Origin of the sequence: Acinetobacter sp. V2 (assembly GCF_001188385.1) — a bacterium.
Taxonomy (GTDB): Bacteria; Pseudomonadota; Gammaproteobacteria; order Pseudomonadales; family Moraxellaceae; genus Acinetobacter; species Acinetobacter oleivorans.
Window position 1 is genome coordinate 14,298 of the sequence record NZ_JZFB01000003.1, and the last position, 16,891, is coordinate 31,188.

The 16,891-nt window shown below is 38.9% G+C and carries 17 protein-coding genes; 13 read left to right on the forward strand and 4 right to left on the reverse strand.

Going from position 1 to position 16,891, the window contains the following annotated elements; genetic code table 11:
* The first annotated feature begins 304 nt into the window (after positions 1-304).
* From UC75_RS11045 to UC75_RS11090, 10 genes are all read left to right on the forward strand, one after another.
* Positions 305-958 (forward strand): OmpA family protein, encoded by a 654-nt coding sequence (locus UC75_RS11045; protein ID WP_049837622.1) that lies wholly within the window; start codon positions 305-307, stop codon positions 956-958.
* A gap of 193 nt (positions 959-1,151) precedes the next feature.
* Positions 1,152-3,191, forward strand: coding sequence for a UvrD-helicase domain-containing protein (locus UC75_RS11050; RefSeq protein WP_004794135.1), 2,040 nt, complete (start codon positions 1,152-1,154; stop codon positions 3,189-3,191).
* 23 nt (positions 3,192-3,214) lie between these two features.
* Positions 3,215-3,667 carry a dUTP diphosphatase gene (gene dut / locus UC75_RS11055; RefSeq protein WP_003653255.1) on the forward strand — a complete coding sequence of 151 codons (453 nt, stop codon included), beginning with the start codon at positions 3,215-3,217 and terminating at the stop codon, positions 3,665-3,667.
* A 198-nt stretch (positions 3,668-3,865) separates the two neighbouring features.
* On the forward strand, positions 3,866-5,284 hold the full coding sequence (locus UC75_RS11060; protein WP_049837623.1) for a phosphomannomutase/phosphoglucomutase: 1,419 nt from the start codon (positions 3,866-3,868) through the stop codon (positions 5,282-5,284).
* Between the two features lie 15 nt (positions 5,285-5,299).
* Entirely contained in the window at positions 5,300-6,205 is a 906-nt protein-coding gene (gene argB / locus UC75_RS11065; RefSeq protein WP_004794131.1) for an acetylglutamate kinase, read from the forward strand.
* Positions 6,206-6,327: 122 nt separating this feature from the next.
* On the forward strand, positions 6,328-7,110 hold the full coding sequence (locus tag UC75_RS11070; RefSeq protein WP_049837624.1) for a GNAT family N-acetyltransferase: 783 nt from the start codon (positions 6,328-6,330) through the stop codon (positions 7,108-7,110).
* Between the two features lie 107 nt (positions 7,111-7,217).
* The gene (locus tag UC75_RS11075; RefSeq protein WP_049837625.1) at positions 7,218-8,066 is read left to right on the forward strand and encodes a class II glutamine amidotransferase; all 849 of its coding nucleotides are present in this window, start codon (positions 7,218-7,220) and stop codon (positions 8,064-8,066) included.
* A 251-nt stretch (positions 8,067-8,317) separates the two neighbouring features.
* Positions 8,318-8,773, forward strand: coding sequence for a bacteriohemerythrin (locus UC75_RS11080; protein ID WP_049837626.1), 456 nt, complete (start codon positions 8,318-8,320; stop codon positions 8,771-8,773).
* A 151-nt stretch (positions 8,774-8,924) separates the two neighbouring features.
* Positions 8,925-9,992 carry a hypothetical protein gene (locus tag UC75_RS11085; protein ID WP_128825255.1) on the forward strand — a complete coding sequence of 356 codons (1,068 nt, stop codon included), beginning with the start codon at positions 8,925-8,927 and terminating at the stop codon, positions 9,990-9,992.
* Entirely contained in the window at positions 9,992-10,306 is a 315-nt protein-coding gene (locus tag UC75_RS11090) for an RnfH family protein (RefSeq protein ID WP_049837628.1), read from the forward strand. Before UC75_RS11085 ends, UC75_RS11090 begins: the two co-directional genes overlap by 1 nt.
* Before the next feature lie 64 nt (positions 10,307-10,370).
* Here UC75_RS11090 and UC75_RS11095 read toward each other — a convergent pair whose 3' ends face one another.
* Positions 10,371-10,769 (reverse strand): outer membrane protein assembly factor BamE, encoded by a 399-nt coding sequence (locus UC75_RS11095; protein ID WP_003653245.1) that lies wholly within the window; start codon positions 10,767-10,769, stop codon positions 10,371-10,373.
* A gap of 111 nt (positions 10,770-10,880) precedes the next feature.
* Between UC75_RS11095 and fur the strand changes: the two genes are divergently transcribed.
* Positions 10,881-11,318: a ferric iron uptake transcriptional regulator gene (gene fur / locus UC75_RS11100; RefSeq protein ID WP_004794120.1), complete on the forward strand. Its 438-nt coding sequence runs from the start codon at positions 10,881-10,883 to the stop codon at positions 11,316-11,318.
* 69 nt (positions 11,319-11,387) lie between these two features.
* On the opposite strand, the gene UC75_RS11105 is transcribed toward fur, so the two are convergent.
* Both UC75_RS11105 and UC75_RS11110 read right to left on the reverse strand, forming a co-directional pair.
* Positions 11,388-12,506 carry a PilT/PilU family type 4a pilus ATPase gene (locus tag UC75_RS11105; RefSeq protein WP_049837629.1) on the reverse strand — a complete coding sequence of 373 codons (1,119 nt, stop codon included), beginning with the start codon at positions 12,504-12,506 and terminating at the stop codon, positions 11,388-11,390.
* 19 nt (positions 12,507-12,525) lie between these two features.
* A complete protein-coding gene (locus UC75_RS11110; RefSeq protein WP_003653239.1) occupies positions 12,526-13,563 on the reverse strand; it encodes a type IV pilus twitching motility protein PilT in 1,038 nt (345 codons plus the stop codon).
* Between the two features lie 126 nt (positions 13,564-13,689).
* Here UC75_RS11110 and UC75_RS11115 point away from each other — a divergent pair, with 126 nt between their 5' ends.
* Together UC75_RS11115 and UC75_RS11120 are read left to right on the forward strand one after the other, a co-directional pair.
* A complete protein-coding gene (locus UC75_RS11115) occupies positions 13,690-14,382 on the forward strand; it encodes a YggS family pyridoxal phosphate-dependent enzyme (RefSeq protein ID WP_049837630.1) in 693 nt (230 codons plus the stop codon).
* A 107-nt stretch (positions 14,383-14,489) separates the two neighbouring features.
* Positions 14,490-15,332 (forward strand): undecaprenyl-diphosphate phosphatase, encoded by an 843-nt coding sequence (locus UC75_RS11120; protein WP_049837631.1) that lies wholly within the window; start codon positions 14,490-14,492, stop codon positions 15,330-15,332.
* Between the two features lie 120 nt (positions 15,333-15,452).
* On the opposite strand, the gene UC75_RS21255 is transcribed toward UC75_RS11120, so the two are convergent.
* A partial coding sequence (locus tag UC75_RS21255; RefSeq protein ID WP_322842894.1) for an SbcC/MukB-like Walker B domain-containing protein occupies positions 15,453-16,891 on the reverse strand: 1,439 nt, incomplete at its 5' end.

Below are 16,891 nucleotides of genomic sequence, written 5' to 3' on the forward strand. Positions count from 1 at the left end.
ACAGTGAGTCCACGTGTAATTTTTTTTAGCGCAGATTGCTTATTGGGTGCAGTTGACATATGAATGACCCCGAATGTCTAAAATCCATAGAAAAGTTGTTCAACTATAACTGTCATAATATGAAATACAACGATATCTTAGACAACAATGAAGAAATTGTGATGAGGTAGCATCTTAAAGTGCATCAAAATATTACAAAAAAGTAACTAAACTGTTTATTATTAACAAAATATCAATGTTTTATACTTCCTTTTTGTTTCATTATTCACTCAACAACAAAACACTCAAAGTGAGGAGGCATGCAATGCGTGCATTAGTTATTTCAACAGTGGTAGGGGCAGCAGTAGTACTTTCTGGTTGTCAAACAACAGGAAACAACCTTGGTGGTGTTGAATACGATAAAACTGCATTAGGTACTTTAATTGGCGCAGCAGCTGGTTATGGTATTTCTAAATCAAATGCAAACTCTAGTCGTCAAAACAACCGTGCTGCGGCTATTGGTGCAGTTCTTGGTGCCGCTGGTGGTGTATACCTTGACCAGAAAGAGAAAAAATTACGTCAACAAATGGCGGGTACTGGTGTAGACGTTGGCCGTAACCCAGATGGTTCTGTTCAATTAATTATGCCTGGTAGCATTACTTTTGATACAAACAAATCAAACATCAAGCCAAACTTCTATTCAACTTTAAACAAAGTTGCTCAAACTTTGGCTGAAGATAACAAGAGTGCAATTCTTGTAACAGGTTATACTGATAACACTGGTAATGATTCAATTAACATTCCATTATCACAAGCACGCGCTCAATCAGTACGTAGTTATTTAGCTAGCCAAGGCGTATCTGCTAGCCGTATCGACGCGCAAGGTTATGGTTCATCTAACCCGATCGCAGATAACTCAACTGCATCTGGCCGTGAACAAAACCGTCGTGTAGAAATCAGCATTTATGCTAAACAATAAGATTTAGTTTATTGTTTCAAAAACCACCTTCGGGTGGTTTTTTTATGGGTGCAGTACAAGAAATAATCACGACATTCTGCGGCGCATAAATTGCATTATTAGACATCATTTATACATATCCATAGATTTACTATTGGGATTCTAAAACAGAGATGACTATAATCATGCTCGAAAAATTAAGAGGTAATACACGATGTCATCTGCCAGTCAATTGAACAACAAGCAAGAAGAAGCCATGAAATATACTCAGGGCCCTTTATTGGTGCTTGCTGGTGCTGGTTCAGGTAAAACATCGGTAATTACGCGTAAAATTGCCTATTTGGTGCAGCATTGCCGTATTCCAGCGCATCGTATAACCGCGATGACCTTCACAAACAAAGCTGCCCGTGAAATGAAAGAGCGTGTGACCAAGCTTTTGTCACGTGAAGAATCAAAAGGTTTATCTGTTTCGACTTTCCATACTTTTGGTTTAAACCTTTTACGTTTAGAACTTAAAAATTTACCTTTAAAAGCTAATTTTTCGATTTTAGATGCAGATGACTGTAAACGTATTTTGATGGATTTGATGCATCGCGACAATTTGTCAGGTGCAGAAAGCAAAGAATTAATTGCTAAGGCAATGAAGAAAATTTCAGATTGGAAAAATGATCTGATCGTGCCAGAGCAAGCACATTCAACTTGTGAAACACCTGAAGATGTACAGTTTGCCCATCTTTACCAGCTTTATGAACGTAATTTACGTGCTTACAACGCTGTTGATTTTGATGACTTGATTGTTATGCCAACACGTTTGTTGCAAGAAAATGCAGAAGTACGTGATAAATGGCAAAACCGTGTTCGCTATTTATTGGTCGATGAATATCAAGATACCAACACCGCTCAGTATATTTTGGTGAAACTTTTAGTTGGGGTAATGGGCCAGTTCACCGCGGTAGGTGACGATGACCAGTCGATTTACGCATGGCGTGGAGCTAAGCCTGAAAATATGGCTTTGCTTAAGCAGGATTTCCCCAACTTACAAATTATTAAACTTGAGCAGAACTATCGTTCAACGAGCCGTATTTTAAAAGCAGCGAACTGTGTGATTCAAAATAACCCGCATATTTTTGATAAGAAATTGTGGAGTGATAAAGGCCATGGTGAAGTCATCAGAATTATTACCTGCCGTAATGATGACGATGAAGCAGAGCGCGTGGTCAAAGACTTACTTACTCATAAGCTGATGAACGGTAAAAACTGGAAAGATTATGCGGTTTTATATCGCGGAAACTTTCAGGCGCGTGTATTAGAAACACAGCTTCGCCAAATGCAAATCCCGTATAAATTATCTGGTGGTACTTCGTTCTTCGCTCGTGCAGAAATTAAAGACGTGATGAGTTATTTACGTCTCATTATTAACCCAGAAGATGACAGTGCTTTCTTGCGTATTATTAATACGCCTAAACGCGCGATTGGCCCAGTTACTCTTGAGAAGTTAGGTTTATTCTCACAAGAAAATAATTTGTCTTTACTTGGTGCTTCTGCTGATCAACGTTTAAGCATGGTGCTTCCTAAAAAGGCAGAAACTCAGCTTCATGAGTTTGCTGACTTTATCGCGACATTTACGCGTGAATTGTTGGAAGACGATGAACCTGTGCCTAAAGTTCGTCAAATGATGAACGAAGCTGGTTATATGGATTACGTTCGTGAACAGTCTGCAACACCTGCACAAGAGAAAAGTAAGCTCGATAATATTGAGAATTTATTTACCAGTATTCAAAACCTCATTAACCGTGCAGAAGACGTTGATGAAAAAAATATTGAAAGTGTCATTCGAAAACTGGTTCTGCTTGACCTGTTAGAACAGCAGCAGGAAGAAGAAGATACAGATAAAGTTAACCTTCTTACTTTGCATGCAGCAAAAGGTCTGGAATTCCCATATGTATACATTATGGGACTTGAAGAAGAACTATTGCCTCACAAGAACTCGATTGCAGCAGAAACCATTGAGGAAGAGCGCCGTCTCATGTACGTGGGAATTACACGTGCACGCCAAGGTTTAACGTTAACTCTAGCGGAACAGCGTAAAAATGGTGGACAGATGAAACAAATGACGCCTAGCCGTTTCCTTGATGAGCTTCCGCAAGATGAGCTTGAGTGGTTAGGGCGTAAAAAGAAAATTGCGGCTAATGTTGACCCTAAAGAACAGGCTCAACAATATCTGGCAAATTTAAAAGCTTTATTAAAGCGTTAATTTTTTAATTTTTAGGAAATCCCATGAAAGTTCAAGTGAAATTGCTCGATCCGCGTTTAGGTAAAGAATGGCCTTTACCTTCATATGCAACAGCAGGTTCAGCGGGTTTAGATTTACGTGCCTGCGTCGATGAAGCAATTGATATTGAACCAGGACAAACTGTTTTAGTTAAAACAGGTATGGCAATTTATATTCATGATGTAAATTTTGCTGGTTTAATTTTACCGCGTTCAGGTTTAGGTCATAAACACGGTATCGTGCTTGGTAACCTAGTTGGTTTGATCGATTCAGATTACCAAGGTGAGTTGATGGTTTCAGTTTGGAACCGTGGTCAAACAACCTTCCGTTTAGAACCAGGTGAGCGCTTGGCACAATATGTTTTAGTGCCAGTCGTACAAGCTGAATTTGAGCAAGTAGAAGAATTTGAAGAAACTTTACGTGGTGCTGGTGGCTTTGGTCACACGGGTAAACAATAAGTTTTTTAAAATATTAACGAAAATCAAACGCCTGTTGAACAGGCGTTTCTTTTTATATCTTGAATGTTACAATGGATTATATTACAACACGCTTTACTCATATTCTTTTAACTTTTTTAGCAAACAAACCTTTCAAAAATTTTGAATAATCTATGTTTTTGCGATAGATCGGATTGATCTTTAAATAGAAGATACGCTATGAATGTAAGACACTCATTTCCAAAAAGTATTTTTCGTGCTTACGATATTAGAGGCAAACTTTCTTACTTAACCGCGGACGTTGTTCGTTCGATTGCCTACGGATTGGCACAACAATACAAACAAGCAGAACAAACCCAATTAGTGATTGGCTATGATGCCCGTCTCACAAGTCCAGCCTATGCACAATTAATTGAAGAAATTTTAATAGAACAAGGTTTAAAAGTTACCAACATTGGCTGTTGTTCATCACCAATGATGTATTACATTGCGAGAGATTTTGGTGGCAATGGCATTATGGTGACTGCAAGCCATAATCCAAAATCTGATAATGGTATTAAGTGGATTTTAAAAGGTGAACCGCCGTCTCCGGAAATGATTCAGCAGGTGGGTGACGAAGCTCAAAATTATGTACCAGCTCATTCCATTTCTGTACTTGAGTTAACCCTACCTCAATTTAAAGCTGAATTTTGCCAGAAATACCAGCAAGCCATTTTTAAAGATATTCAATTAAAACGTCCTTTAAAAGTTATTTTAGATGGTTTACATGGCTCTGCTGGACACTGCTCAAAATTAATCTTGGAAAAAATGGGCTGTGAAGTCATTGCTTTACGAACTCATCCGAATGGGGAGTTTCCAGATCATGCACCAGACCCTTCGCATGCAGCTCATTTAACGAATTTGCGTAAAGCAGTGGTTGAGCAGCAAGCAGATATCGGCATTGCTCTGGATGGTGATGGAGACCGTGTCGTTTTAGTCGATGAAAAAGCCCAGATATTGACAGCAGACCGTTTATTATCACTTTTTGCGCAAATGTGCTTAGAACAACACCCCGAGCAAGAAATTGTTTTTGACGTGAAATGTTCACGCATGGTTCAAAAAACGGTCGAACAACTCGGCGGAAAAGCAAAAATGATTCGCACGGGAAGTAGTTTCCTAAGGGCTTATTTATCTCAATCGAATGGACGTGCCATTTTTGGTGGAGAATATGCAGGCCACTACGTTTTTAATGATGGGCGTGGTTTCGGATACGACGACGGTCTATATGCTGCATTACGTGTAATGGAATATTTTACTCAATCGAGTGCGGCAACAATTTCTGAATTATTTGCTCCTTATCCAGAAAGATGTTGTACAGAAGATACCTATATTGGCACGTATCAGTCTGATCCAAAGTATGTATTACAAGATATTGAAATTTTAAGTCATCGTTTAGGTGCCCGCATCAGTAAAATTGATGGCGTACGTCTTGATTTTGATGATGGTTTTGGCATTATTCGAGCATCAAATACTGGTGAATATTTCACAGTAAGATTTGATGCAGATAATCCTTTACGATTAAAGGAAATCCAGCAAAAATTTGTAGATATGTTGCAAGAGCACTATCCGCAAATTGCACAAGAACTTTCAGAGGCCTAAGTAAGGAGAGGCGTAATGCCCCAACATCAGCATATCGGTGTCGACAAAGCAAAAATCTTGATTGAAGCTTTGCCGTATATTCAACGTTTTACTGGTAAAACGCTGGTGGTGAAATACGGTGGCAACGCGATGACTGATCCGGAGCTCGAAAGTTCATTTGCTCGCGATATCGTTTTACTTAAAACTGTCGGGTTAAATCCGATTGTTGTTCACGGTGGTGGACCACAAGTAGACTCATTTTTAAAGCAGTTAGGCCGCGAGTCTGACCGTATTGACGGTATGCGTGTAACTGATGCTGCAACCATGGAAGTGGTTGAAATGGTATTAGGTGGTAGCGTAAATAAATCAATTGTTAACCTGATTAATAAACATGGTGGCCGTGCAATTGGTTTAACAGGTAAAGATGGTAATTTACTTCGTGCCCGTAAATTACTTATGGAAAAGCAAGAAGAAGACGGTTCTATCAAACATATCGACTTGGGTATGGTTGGTGAAGTGACTGGCGTTAAAACAGATGTATTGGAAATGTTCACTCAAAGTGACTTTATTCCAGTGATTGCGCCATTAGGCGTAGATGAAGAAGGCAATACTTATAATATTAATGCTGATTTAGTTGCAGGTAAGGTTGCAGAAGCACTAGGCGCTGAAAAGTTAATTTTGCTTACCAATATTACTGGTGTGCTTGATGAAAATAAAAATCTGTTAACTGGCCTTACTACGCAAGAAGTTGATCGCCTCATTGAAACAGGCGTGATCTATGGCGGTATGATTCCTAAAGTAGGCTGTGCACTTGATGCTGTTAAAGGTGGTGTTGTGAGCGCACATATTGTTGATGGTCGCGTACCACATGCAACATTGCTAGAAATTTTCACTGATCATGGGGTTGGAACACTCATTTCTAATCGCACTAAAACAGCTTAAGAAATCCGTTATTCTCAATAAAAAGATCACCCTAGGTGGTCTTTTTTTATACCATTTTAATTTGGTCATTTTTTTGTCATGAGCTTTGACTAGTGTAAGGGGTGTCACTAGGAGCGTTCATTATGCTGGAAAAATTTAATCAATATCGCCAAACCTGGACTTTACCTTTAAATCGTCATAAAGCAATAAATCAGACACAATTTCGTTTTGAATGGGTTGATAATTTAAAAGAATTACAAGATGTACAGCGGTTTCGTGCACAACAATTTAGCCAACAATTTGGAATTCATTTTGAAGATAACTTAGACCAAGACATTTATGATTTTGGTTGTGAGCATGCAGTCTTACGTGAAAAGTGGACTGGAGAAATTGTCGCGTATACCCGTCTAAAATTATTTCAAGGTCATGAGATTGCACAAAGCTACAGTGCACATGAGTTTGATATTGTTCCTCAGTTATCACATCTTCCTAATGTATTAGAAATAGGGCGTACCTGTGTTCATCCTCGTTTTCGTAATGGTAAAGCATTATCGACACTATGGTTGAACCTTGCACCGAAAGTGCTATGGTCAATGCGCGCTAAATATTTGATGGGGTGTGTCAGTATTCATTTGCAAGATAATTTGGCTAGAGCGTACTACACGCATCGCCAGATTCAGCAATTATCTGAAAGTAAAACTATTGATATTCGTTCGAAAAAAATCTACGAACCTGAATATCCTGAGTTTAGCTTTCCACAAGATGAACGTATGCCAAAGTTGTTCCAAATGTATTTGAGCATGCAATCAAGACTATCGAAACAGGCTTTTTTTGATGAAGAGTTTAACTGTCTAGATTATTTTGTATTTCTGGAAGTGAATAAAGTGGCAACTTCATTTGTCATGAATAAAATGGGTCAGCGTTAATCATATGTTCTATTTTCTAATAGCCAGCACATATTGAGATTTGCAAGCAATTTTACTCTCATGCACAATAGAGCAGATGGGGTAATTAGAAGTAGTTTAAAAGCGATATGTGCCAGCTATTAGGAATGAATTGTGCAACACCAACGGATATTACTTTTTCTTTCCGTGGTTTTTCACAGCGTGCAGGAATTACCTCAGATCATAGTGATGGATTTGGTATTGCATTTTTCGAAGATAAAGCTTGCCGTTTATTTGTCGATAACCAGTCGGCAGTTGAATCTCCAATTGCCGATCTTATCCGTAATTATCCTATTAAATCACGTAATGTGATCGCACATATTCGTAAAGCGACTCAAGGTAAAATCACTTTAGAAAATTCTCATCCGTTTATCCGAGAATTGTGGGGGCGTCATTGGATTTTTGCCCATAATGGTGATTTACATGACTTTGATCCACCACTAAGTGGACGTTTTACGCCGGTGGGCAATACAGACAGTGAACGCGCATTTTGTTACTTGCTCGATCAACTCGTTGAAGCTTTTGGCTATGAAGAGCCAAGCCTTGAGCAGATATTTGAAGTATTAGAAAAAATTTCGCCACAAATTGCTGAGTACGGCACATTTAATTATTGCTTATCGAATGGCAAGGCATTATTTAGTTATGCGATTACTAAATTACATTGGTTGGTTCGAGAATATCCATTTAATCAGGCTCATTTAATTGATTTGGATGTTGAAGTTGATTTTAGTCAGGTAACAACGCCTGAAGATCGTGTAGCAGTAATAACAACTGAACCTTTAACACATAATGAAAATTGGACACCTTATCAACCCGGTGAAATGATTTTATTTCAACATGGCGAACCAATTAAAAAAGCAATTACTCATGTAGAGAGATTAAAGCGTGAGCAGGAAAATCCTGAACTTAAGCGTATTACTCGTGCAGATCAATATTAATATAAAGTATATTTGAAATATATAAATAGGAATATCTATATATATTAAACGTTTAATAATAAAGTATTTTGTTTAAAAAATACTTTATTATTTTGGTTGGTTAAATTTTTAAAAAATAAATAAAAACAATAATTTATGTTTGATATAATTTTTATATGATAAACCCGACAAAATAGCTTTGTTTTTATTTATATTCTTTAAATATATCATGAGGTTTATGCAATAGTCATTGAACATCATTGGGGAGATGTATGAAAATGAAATGGGCTTCAGAATATAATACGGGTATTGATGTTATTGATGAGCAACATAAACGAATACTTGATTATATTAATGAAATTGATGATGTAAAAGATGATGAAGATAGACGTCGAATTAAAAATGTTTTAGATAATATTATTGATTACACGCAATCTCATTTTACTTTCGAAGAAAGTTTACAAGAGGAAGCTGATTATAAATATCGTGTACCACATAAACGTGTACATGACTTATTTATTAAAAAAATAGAGTTATATCGTGAGCGCTTTGAAATGGGACATACTGTTGAAAAAGAGCTACAAGAAATTTTAGCAAAATGGTTAATTAACCATATTCAACATGATGATGCCGATTATGTGGGGGCAGTAAAAGAAAATATGATGGGAATTATTAGAGAAAAAGAAAAGAAGAAAGGGAAAAACTGGTTTGCTCGGTTTTTCGCATAACTTAAATAACAAAACTTATAATTTTAGTTAGCGCAGCAAACTATCGTTTCGGTAGTTTGCTTTTTTTATTGAGCAAGCTTTGATTTTCAGGCATGAGACGGGCAAAATATCTATAGTCTTTTTCAAGGAATGCATAATGCAGGACATACCTATGTCACGATGGTTATCGCCCCTGATGGCGTTTTGCTTGTCTTTCATCATTATGGCGACATTGGCACCCGCTATGGGGATCCAGATTGATCGTCAAATCGATTTCTGGTTATTGTGGTTGGGCACAATGCTGTTATTGGCTCTGCCAGTTTGTTATTTAGAAATTGCCTTAGCAAAACGGTCGAAGACTACTGCTTTAAATGCTTTATCAAGTTTAACTCGTGAAGCAGATAGTTCACCAAAATGGCGTTTGGCTGGTTGGCTTGCAGTTATTTTTATTCCATTTTTAGCCGGGAATGTACTGAGTACTGCTGGCAATTTACTGACAGTACAGCTCAATAACAGCGTTTCTGGGCAAATTGTTTTTGCTGGTCTTGCAGTTGCGGCTTTAATTTTATCTTTTATTCCACGTCAGATTTTAATTGTGTTAATGACAGTCGGTGTAATCGCTTCTATTGTTTTAGCTAATACAATGGGAACGACTTTACAGCCTTGGCATTGGACAAACGTTGAGTTTAAAGAGTGGGGTAATGCAACGGTACTTGCTCTTGTTGCCAGTGGTTTAGGTTTAGGACTTTACTGGCAAAATAGCTTGTCTGTAATTCACTCTCAAGAAGGCGCTACAAGAACTGTACTTCCAATCTGGTTAGCTCAGTTAATTGCTGTCGTTTCGTTTGGTTTCTTTTCTCTTCAAGCACAGCTTCCTGTTTTTACTTGGATTTTTACTGCGGTAATGACAACAGCTCTGTTTATTCAACTTGCTAAAGAACAGCTTGCTCAACGTCAACTGATGTACGTTTTACAGTGGGTAATTATTGTTGTAGCAATTGCTGTTTGGGCTGTGCCTGAACTTCACGGCCTCTTTACGCTGATTTTGATGCTTTGGGGATTACTCATTTGCCTGATCTATGCAATTTTTGCTGGTTGGATTATGAAAATTAGCCACTTGCGTAAATCAATGAATTTTAGCAATGAGTTGTTCTATAACTTGTGGCGTATTGCGGTACGTATTGTTTTACCGCTTTCAATTGTAATTGCCATGATTGCGGTAGTTGGACAAATTATCTGATGGAAAAAGCTCAGCAAGTGTGGGTTGCTTTTGCAGCCCCAGAGCAACAGTTTTTAGTTGCTGTTCCATTTGAAGCTGGAATGACAGCATTACAAGCCGTTGAAGCGAGTGGATTGCAGACACAGGTAAGTTTGCCGGAGCCATTACAACTTGGCATATTTGGTGCAAAAGTAGAAGCTGATGCAGTACTACAAGCAGGTGATCGGGTAGAGGTCTATCGGCCTTTAACGATTAATCCTAAGGATATACGCCGTAACCGCGCCGAGAAAAATCCTGTGGGGCGATATATTAAAAGTAATCGCTTAAAGCAATAAGCCCCATAAATAAAACCCCTCGAAGTATTTCACTTGAGGGGTTTATTTTTATTAGAAAAAACGATTATAGTGGTGGGGCAGTTAAAATCGCTTCTTTAGAAGCAGGTAAACCTGGTTGCGATTCTGGAATAGTTTCTAAACCTTCAATTTTAGTTACTGTGCCAGTGCCATCAAAGTAAATTTTTAAATGCTGACCATGTGCTGCGGGGATTTTTGCCTTTTTAGCATAAGTTCCCGGGATATAGTTGTAAATGTAGTCCCAACGCTGAGGATTGAGGGGATCAGTCACAGTTGGACTACCAAGCAAAAAACGAACTTGCTGGAAATTCATGCCGACTTGTACTTGAGAGGCCTGAGCTTTGGTCAAAGGAGTCCCTTGAGGAATATCAACCTTATATACACCAAAGATTGAACAACCAGCAAGGAGTGAAGTGACTAATAACGTCAGCACGAGTTTTTGCATTTTGCTACACTATCCCAATAAATTATGATGCATTTGATCAAAGGATAGATCATACTTCATCTAAATTCTATTGCCTATTCCAACTTGAGATTTGTTGAGAGACCTTTTTTCATGCCTATTTCCAATCAAGATTTGCGCAAAGCTGGACTTAAAGTTACCCTTCCACGAATTAAGATTTTGGAATTATTAGAAAATTCAAAGCAACATCATCTTAGTGCTGAAGATATTTACAAGACTTTGTTAGAACAAGGGGAAGATGTCGGTCTTGCGACAGTTTACCGTGTGTTAACACAATTTGAAGCTGCAGGTATCATTCAGCGTCATCATTTCGAAAATAATCATTCTGTTTTCGAAATTATGCAAGAAGATCATCACGATCATTTGGTTTGCCATAATTGCAACAAAGTTATTGAATTTACTAATGATGTTATCGAGAAGGAACAGCATGCTGTAGCAGACCAACATGGGTTTACCTTAACGGGTCACTCATTAAACCTCTACGGTTACTGTAACGAACCTGAATGTCAGGAAGTTCTGCGCAAGAAATAATCGTTTTCACACAAAGAAAACAAATAAAAAAGGAAGGTTACGTTTAACCTTCCTTTTTTTATGAGGAAATTACTGTCGGTCGAAAGTTAAATGCTGATTTGTGCCTACAATTTGATCAGGTCCTTCTTCAGCAAGCTTAATCGTCAAACGTAAATCATTTGGTGAGTCGGCATGTTTTAATGCATCTTTGTAGGTAATTTGGCCTGCTTTATAGAGATCAAACAATGCTTGGTCAAAGGTTTGCATACCGAGTTCACGTGAGCGTTTCATTAAATCTTTAATTTCATGAATTTCACCTTTACGAATGTAATCTGAAATTAATGGTGAGTTAATTAAAATTTCAATTGCGGCGCGGCGAGAATTGCCATCAGGCGTTGGAATAAGTTGCTGAGCAATCATGGCCTTTAAGTTAAGAGATAAGTCCATGTAGAGCTGACTGTGGCGGTCACTTTCAAAGAAGTGAATGATACGGTCGAGTGCTTGGTTAGCATTGTTGGCGTGCATTGTGGCTAATACAAGGTGACCTGTTTCAGCAAAGCCAATCGCGTAGTCCATAACTTCACGAGATCGAATCTCACCAATCAAGATGACATCTGGTGCTTGTCGCAAAGTATTTTTTAAGGCAATTTCAAATGAGTCCGTATCGATTCCGACTTCACGTTGGGTAATGATGCAGCCTGCATGTTCGTGAATAAATTCGATTGGGTCTTCAATGGTAATGATATGACCTTTAGTGTTGTGGTTACGATAGCTAATCATTGAAGCTAAAGACGTCGATTTACCCGTACCTGTCGCACCAACAAAAATAATGATACCGCGTTTGGTCATTGATAAATCTTTAAGAACAGGCGGTAACTGTAAGTCATCAATTGAAGGAATTTTAGTTTCAATTCGACGTAGTACCATGCCGGGCATGTCACGCTGCTGAAAAGCACTCACACGAAAGCGGGCAGTTTTATCACGGTTCATAATGGCAAAGTTACATTCACGAGTGTCCGCAAATTCTTTGCGCTGTTTTTCGCTCATGATGGAATGTAATAGTTGACCAATAACCTCACCTGAAAGACTATTCTTTGAAATTGGAACAATTTGTCCGTTAATCTTCATAGATGGTGCAACACCATCTGTAATAAAAAGATCGGATGATTTTTTTTCAACCATGAGGTTGAGTAAGTCATTAAAATCCATATTTATTCTCTAATTATTTTTATAGGAATGATTCAGGCTGTTTTGCAGCAGTACGAGCCGTTTGTGGACTAATCACACCACGAGAAACTAGACCTTTTAAGCTTTGGTCGAGTGTCGTCATGCCATGATTTGCACCAGTCTGAATTGATGAATACATTTGGGCGACTTTGTTTTCACGAATTAGGTTACGAATGGCAGGAATACCAATCATGATTTCATGTGCTGCTACACGCCCACCGCCGTTCTTTTTAAGCAGGGTCTGCGAAATAACGGCCTGTAAAGATTCTGACAACATGGCACGAACCATGTCTTTTTCTTCGGCAGGGAATACGTCAATCACACGGTCAATGGTTTTTGCAGCAGAAGTCGTATGGAGCGTACCAAATACCAAGTGACCCGTTTCGGCAGCAGTAAGTGCTAAACGGATGGTTTCAAGGTCACGCATCTCACCGACCAAAATAATATCGGGGTCTTCACGCAGTGCCGAACGAAGTGCTTCGTTAAAGCCATGTGTATCACGATGTACTTCACGCTGGTTAATCAAACATTTCTTCGATTGGTGTACAAACTCGATAGGGTCTTCAACCGTTAAAATATGGTCATAACGATTTTCGTTGATATAGTCCATCATCGCTGCAAGCGTCGTAGATTTTCCCGAACCTGTTGGACCTGTAACGAGTACGATTCCACGTGGATAGTCGCAAATATCTTTAAAGATTTGACCTAAGCCTAAATCTTCCATAGTAAGCACTTTAGATGGAATGGTACGAAATACTGCACCAGCACCGCGGTTTTGGTTAAACGCGTTAACACGGAAACGAGCAACATTTGGCACTTCAAAAGAAAAGTCGGTTTCAAGCTTTTCTTCGTAGTCTCGGCGTTGTTTATCATTCATGATGTCATAGACTAGACGGTGAACATCTTTATGATCTAGAGCCGGTAAGTTAATGCGACGGACTTCACCATCAACGCGAATCATCGGTGGCATGCCAGCAGACAAGTGTAAATCGGACGCGCCATTTTTCACAGAGAAGGCGAGTAGCTCTGTAATATCCATAATTTCCCCAAGTAAATCAAAATATGTCATTATTTTGTAGAATAATATACGGCTTTCACCGAGGCTTACCAACACCTCGCTTTAGGTGAAAAGCAAAAAAGTTTTTTGAAAATGAGAACCTTGTCAATGAATTACCTGCAAGATGCGCGGCAGCACGTATTACAGCAAATCAGAGTTGCTTGTGAACATGCTCAGCGTTCGCCTGAAACTGTGCAACTTTTGGCCGTATCAAAAACACATCCGAGTGAAAGTTTGCGTGAAATGTATGCAGCAGGGCAAAGAGCATTTGGTGAAAACTATTTACAGGAAGCTTTAGAAAAAATCGAAGCTTTACACGATTTAGAAATTGAATGGCATTTTATTGGTCATGTTCAACGCAACAAGACTAAACATTTGGCTGAAAAGTTTGATTGGGTGCATGGTGTAGATCGTTTAATTATTGCTGAGCGATTATCTAATCAAAGACTTCAAGATCAATCTGACTTGAATATTTGCTTGCAAGTGAATATTGACGGGCAAGACAGTAAAGATGGTTGTGCACCAGATGAGGTTGCCGAGTTAGTCGCTCAAATTAGCCAATTAGAAAAAATTAAACTACGTGGCTTAATGGTAATTCCAGCACCAGACAATACTGCTGCTTTTGCGGATGCTAAAGCCTTGTTTGATGCTGTGAAAGAAAAACATGCCCACCCAGAACAATGGGACACATTAAGCATGGGAATGTCAGGTGATTTAGACGCTGCGATTGCAGCAGGTTCAACCATGGTACGTGTAGGAACAGCTTTATTTGGAAAGCGCGATAAAGTTGAGAAAAAATGACTTTTACAATTTAGATAAACGTTTTGTCGGGTAACTGTAATTTGTTAATTTAAATTTAATTTTCCTAGCTTATAACCCAGATATTTTAATATTTGAGTATGTAATGTATGGATTTATTGCATGTTTTTATTCTGGCAATCATTCAGGGATTCGCTGAGTTATTGCCAGTTTCTAGTTCCGCACACGTTATTTTAGCTGAAAAGTTAATGGGGTATGATCCATCTGCACCTGATATGACCTTCTTACTTGTGATGTTACATACAGGTACGATGTTTGCAGTGATCGTTTACTTTTGGAAATCTTGGAAAAAAACCTATTTTTCCTCATGGGAAAGTTTTAAAAAACAAGCCTTCTATATTATTTTGGCAACGCTTATTACAGGCGTGCTCGGTTTAGCGCTTCAATCTCTGATTAAACATGTGTTCTTCGGCGGCGCGAGCAGTTTCGAAATTGAGCATTTGTTTAGTAACTCAAAACTCATGGCAGCAGCGCTAATTTCAGCAGGTGTCCTGATTATTTTATCTTCGCGTTTAGATCGTGGTCAGCAGGGTGAAATTAGTTTGCGTAGTGCTTCTATTATTGGGGCGGTGCAGGCTTTATGTTTACCTTTCCGTGGTTTTTCACGTTCTGGTGCAACCATCTCCACAGGGCTATTTTTAGGGGTATCACGTCAAAAGGCTGAAGAGTTCAGTTTTGCGTTGGCTGTGGTATTAACACCCGCAGTGATTTTAAAAGAATTATATCGTTTAGTTCATGCTCAAGGCTTACAAACGGTTGCTCATGGACAAGTGTTCCATTCGATGGTTCCAAGCTTGTTGGGTATGTGCTTTAGCTTTGGTGCTGGCCTTTTGGCATTAAAATGGTTGTCATCATGGTTAGAACATGGGCGTTGGCATTTGTTCGGCTTGTACTGTATTGGTTTTGCAGTTGTAGTGCTCTGCGTTAATTAATTTTTGATGTTTTAAAAATAAAAAATTAGTACAAGACCATACAAAAACAAAGGGGCGTAAATAATACGCCCCTTTATTCTATAAGATTTAATCAAGTCTAAGATATGAAATCCTAATAAATTAACCTACGACTTCAATTGTACTTGCGCCCGCGCCGAGTGGTTTCACCTGAATTTGTACAGGAATACGTTCATGCATTTCTTGAATATGTGAAATGAGAATGACCTGACGGCCCTGATTTTGCAATTGGTCTAAAGCATTCATAACCATATGCAAAGACGAAGCATCTAAAGTACCAAAGCCTTCATCAATAAATAGAGATTCAATTTTCATTGAACCTGAGGCCATATTGGCAATGGCTAAAGACAAGGCAAGGGCAGTTAAGAATGATTCACCGCCAGATAAAGAGGCAACAGAGCGAGTTTCTCCATCCATATCATGGTCAATAATCGCAAGGCTTAAAGACTGATCTAGACGTTTTAACGTGTAACGTTGAGAAAGCATCGCCAGTTGCTGATTGGCATGTTCCACTAAAATATCTAGGTGATATTGCTGAGCATAGTCACGGAACTCTTTACCTTTAGCATCGCCAATCAGACCTGAAATTTTGCTCCAGCGATGTTCTTCTTGCTGAATGTTTTGAATTTGCTCAGCGTATTGTTGCTGCTTCGCAAGATTTTGCTGATGCACTTCGAGTTTAAGCTTAAGTCGATCACGTACTTCAAGTTGTGCTTTAAGCTCTGCAATATTGTTTTGAATAAAGCTAACAAGCTTTTCATGTTCAATATCTGGCTGAGTTTGTAAGTGCTCACTCAATTGCTCTTGCATGGTTTTAAGGGCAGAAGAAGCTTCACTTAATAAACGCTCGGCATGATTAAGTCGGTTACGAATGTCTTGCTCTTGGGCGGAATTGATTTGCATGAGCGTCGTAAGAGCAGATGCTTGAAAATCAGCGTGAGCCTTTAACCAGTTTTGAATTTGTTCATCAACCTGCTGCTGATGTTGCGAGGTGTGTTGATGTTGATGCTTGAGCTGATCAAGTGCCTGTTTTTGTTGTTCAAAGTGCTGTCTGGTTTGTTCGAAACGTTGTTTAGCTTCGTGGTACGCCGTTTGTTGCTGCTGACGTTTAGCGTCGTGCTCAATTAACCATTCGTGCGGTTTAATATCAGCGCGGCCAGTCATTTGTTGAATGAGCGACACCGCTTTTTCATTATTTTGTTGGCCTTTAAGCGTAATTTCTTTGAGATTTTGATCGACCTCATCAATTTGCTTGGTCATTTGCTCAAGGTTGGTAGCCAGCATTTTAAGTTCTTGTTGCTGCTGTTCAAAACGCTGTGCAAGCTGTTCTTGTTGCTCAAGTTGCTTGGCGCGTGCATCAAGAATAGTCCAAGTCTGCTTAGCCGTTTGGCTACTTGACTGCTGCCATGCGTGTTTTTCGGTTTCCGATAAACACTCAACAATATGTTGAACCTGTTGTTGCCATTGCTGTGCTGTATTAAGCAAACTTTCATTACGTTGAATCGTTTGAACGAGCTGATTGTGTTGTTTAATGGCTTGGG

Coding starts and splice junctions, on each gene's coding strand:
- UC75_RS11050 (WP_004794135.1), top strand. CDS start 1,152: ATGTCATCTGCCAGTCAATTGAACAACAAGCAAGAAGAAGCCATGAAA.
- UC75_RS11110 (WP_003653239.1), bottom strand. CDS start 13,563: ATGGATATTACAGAGCTACTCGCCTTCTCTGTGAAAAATGGCGCGTCC.
- UC75_RS11070 (WP_049837624.1), top strand. CDS start 6,328: ATGCTGGAAAAATTTAATCAATATCGCCAAACCTGGACTTTACCTTTA.
- UC75_RS11075 (WP_049837625.1), top strand. CDS start 7,218: ATGTGCCAGCTATTAGGAATGAATTGTGCAACACCAACGGATATTACT.
- fur (WP_004794120.1), top strand. CDS start 10,881: ATGCCTATTTCCAATCAAGATTTGCGCAAAGCTGGACTTAAAGTTACC.
- UC75_RS11115 (WP_049837630.1), top strand. CDS start 13,690: ATGAATTACCTGCAAGATGCGCGGCAGCACGTATTACAGCAAATCAGA.
- UC75_RS11105 (WP_049837629.1), bottom strand. CDS start 12,506: ATGGATTTTAATGACTTACTCAACCTCATGGTTGAAAAAAAATCATCC.
- UC75_RS11045 (WP_049837622.1), top strand. CDS start 305: ATGCGTGCATTAGTTATTTCAACAGTGGTAGGGGCAGCAGTAGTACTT.
- argB (WP_004794131.1), top strand. CDS start 5,300: ATGCCCCAACATCAGCATATCGGTGTCGACAAAGCAAAAATCTTGATT.
- UC75_RS11085 (WP_128825255.1), top strand. CDS start 8,925: ATGTCACGATGGTTATCGCCCCTGATGGCGTTTTGCTTGTCTTTCATC.
- UC75_RS11095 (WP_003653245.1), bottom strand. CDS start 10,769: ATGCAAAAACTCGTGCTGACGTTATTAGTCACTTCACTCCTTGCTGGT.
- dut (WP_003653255.1), top strand. CDS start 3,215: ATGAAAGTTCAAGTGAAATTGCTCGATCCGCGTTTAGGTAAAGAATGG.
- UC75_RS11090 (WP_049837628.1), top strand. CDS start 9,992: ATGGAAAAAGCTCAGCAAGTGTGGGTTGCTTTTGCAGCCCCAGAGCAA.
- UC75_RS11060 (WP_049837623.1), top strand. CDS start 3,866: ATGAATGTAAGACACTCATTTCCAAAAAGTATTTTTCGTGCTTACGAT.
- UC75_RS11080 (WP_049837626.1), top strand. CDS start 8,318: ATGAAAATGAAATGGGCTTCAGAATATAATACGGGTATTGATGTTATT.
- UC75_RS11120 (WP_049837631.1), top strand. CDS start 14,490: ATGGATTTATTGCATGTTTTTATTCTGGCAATCATTCAGGGATTCGCT.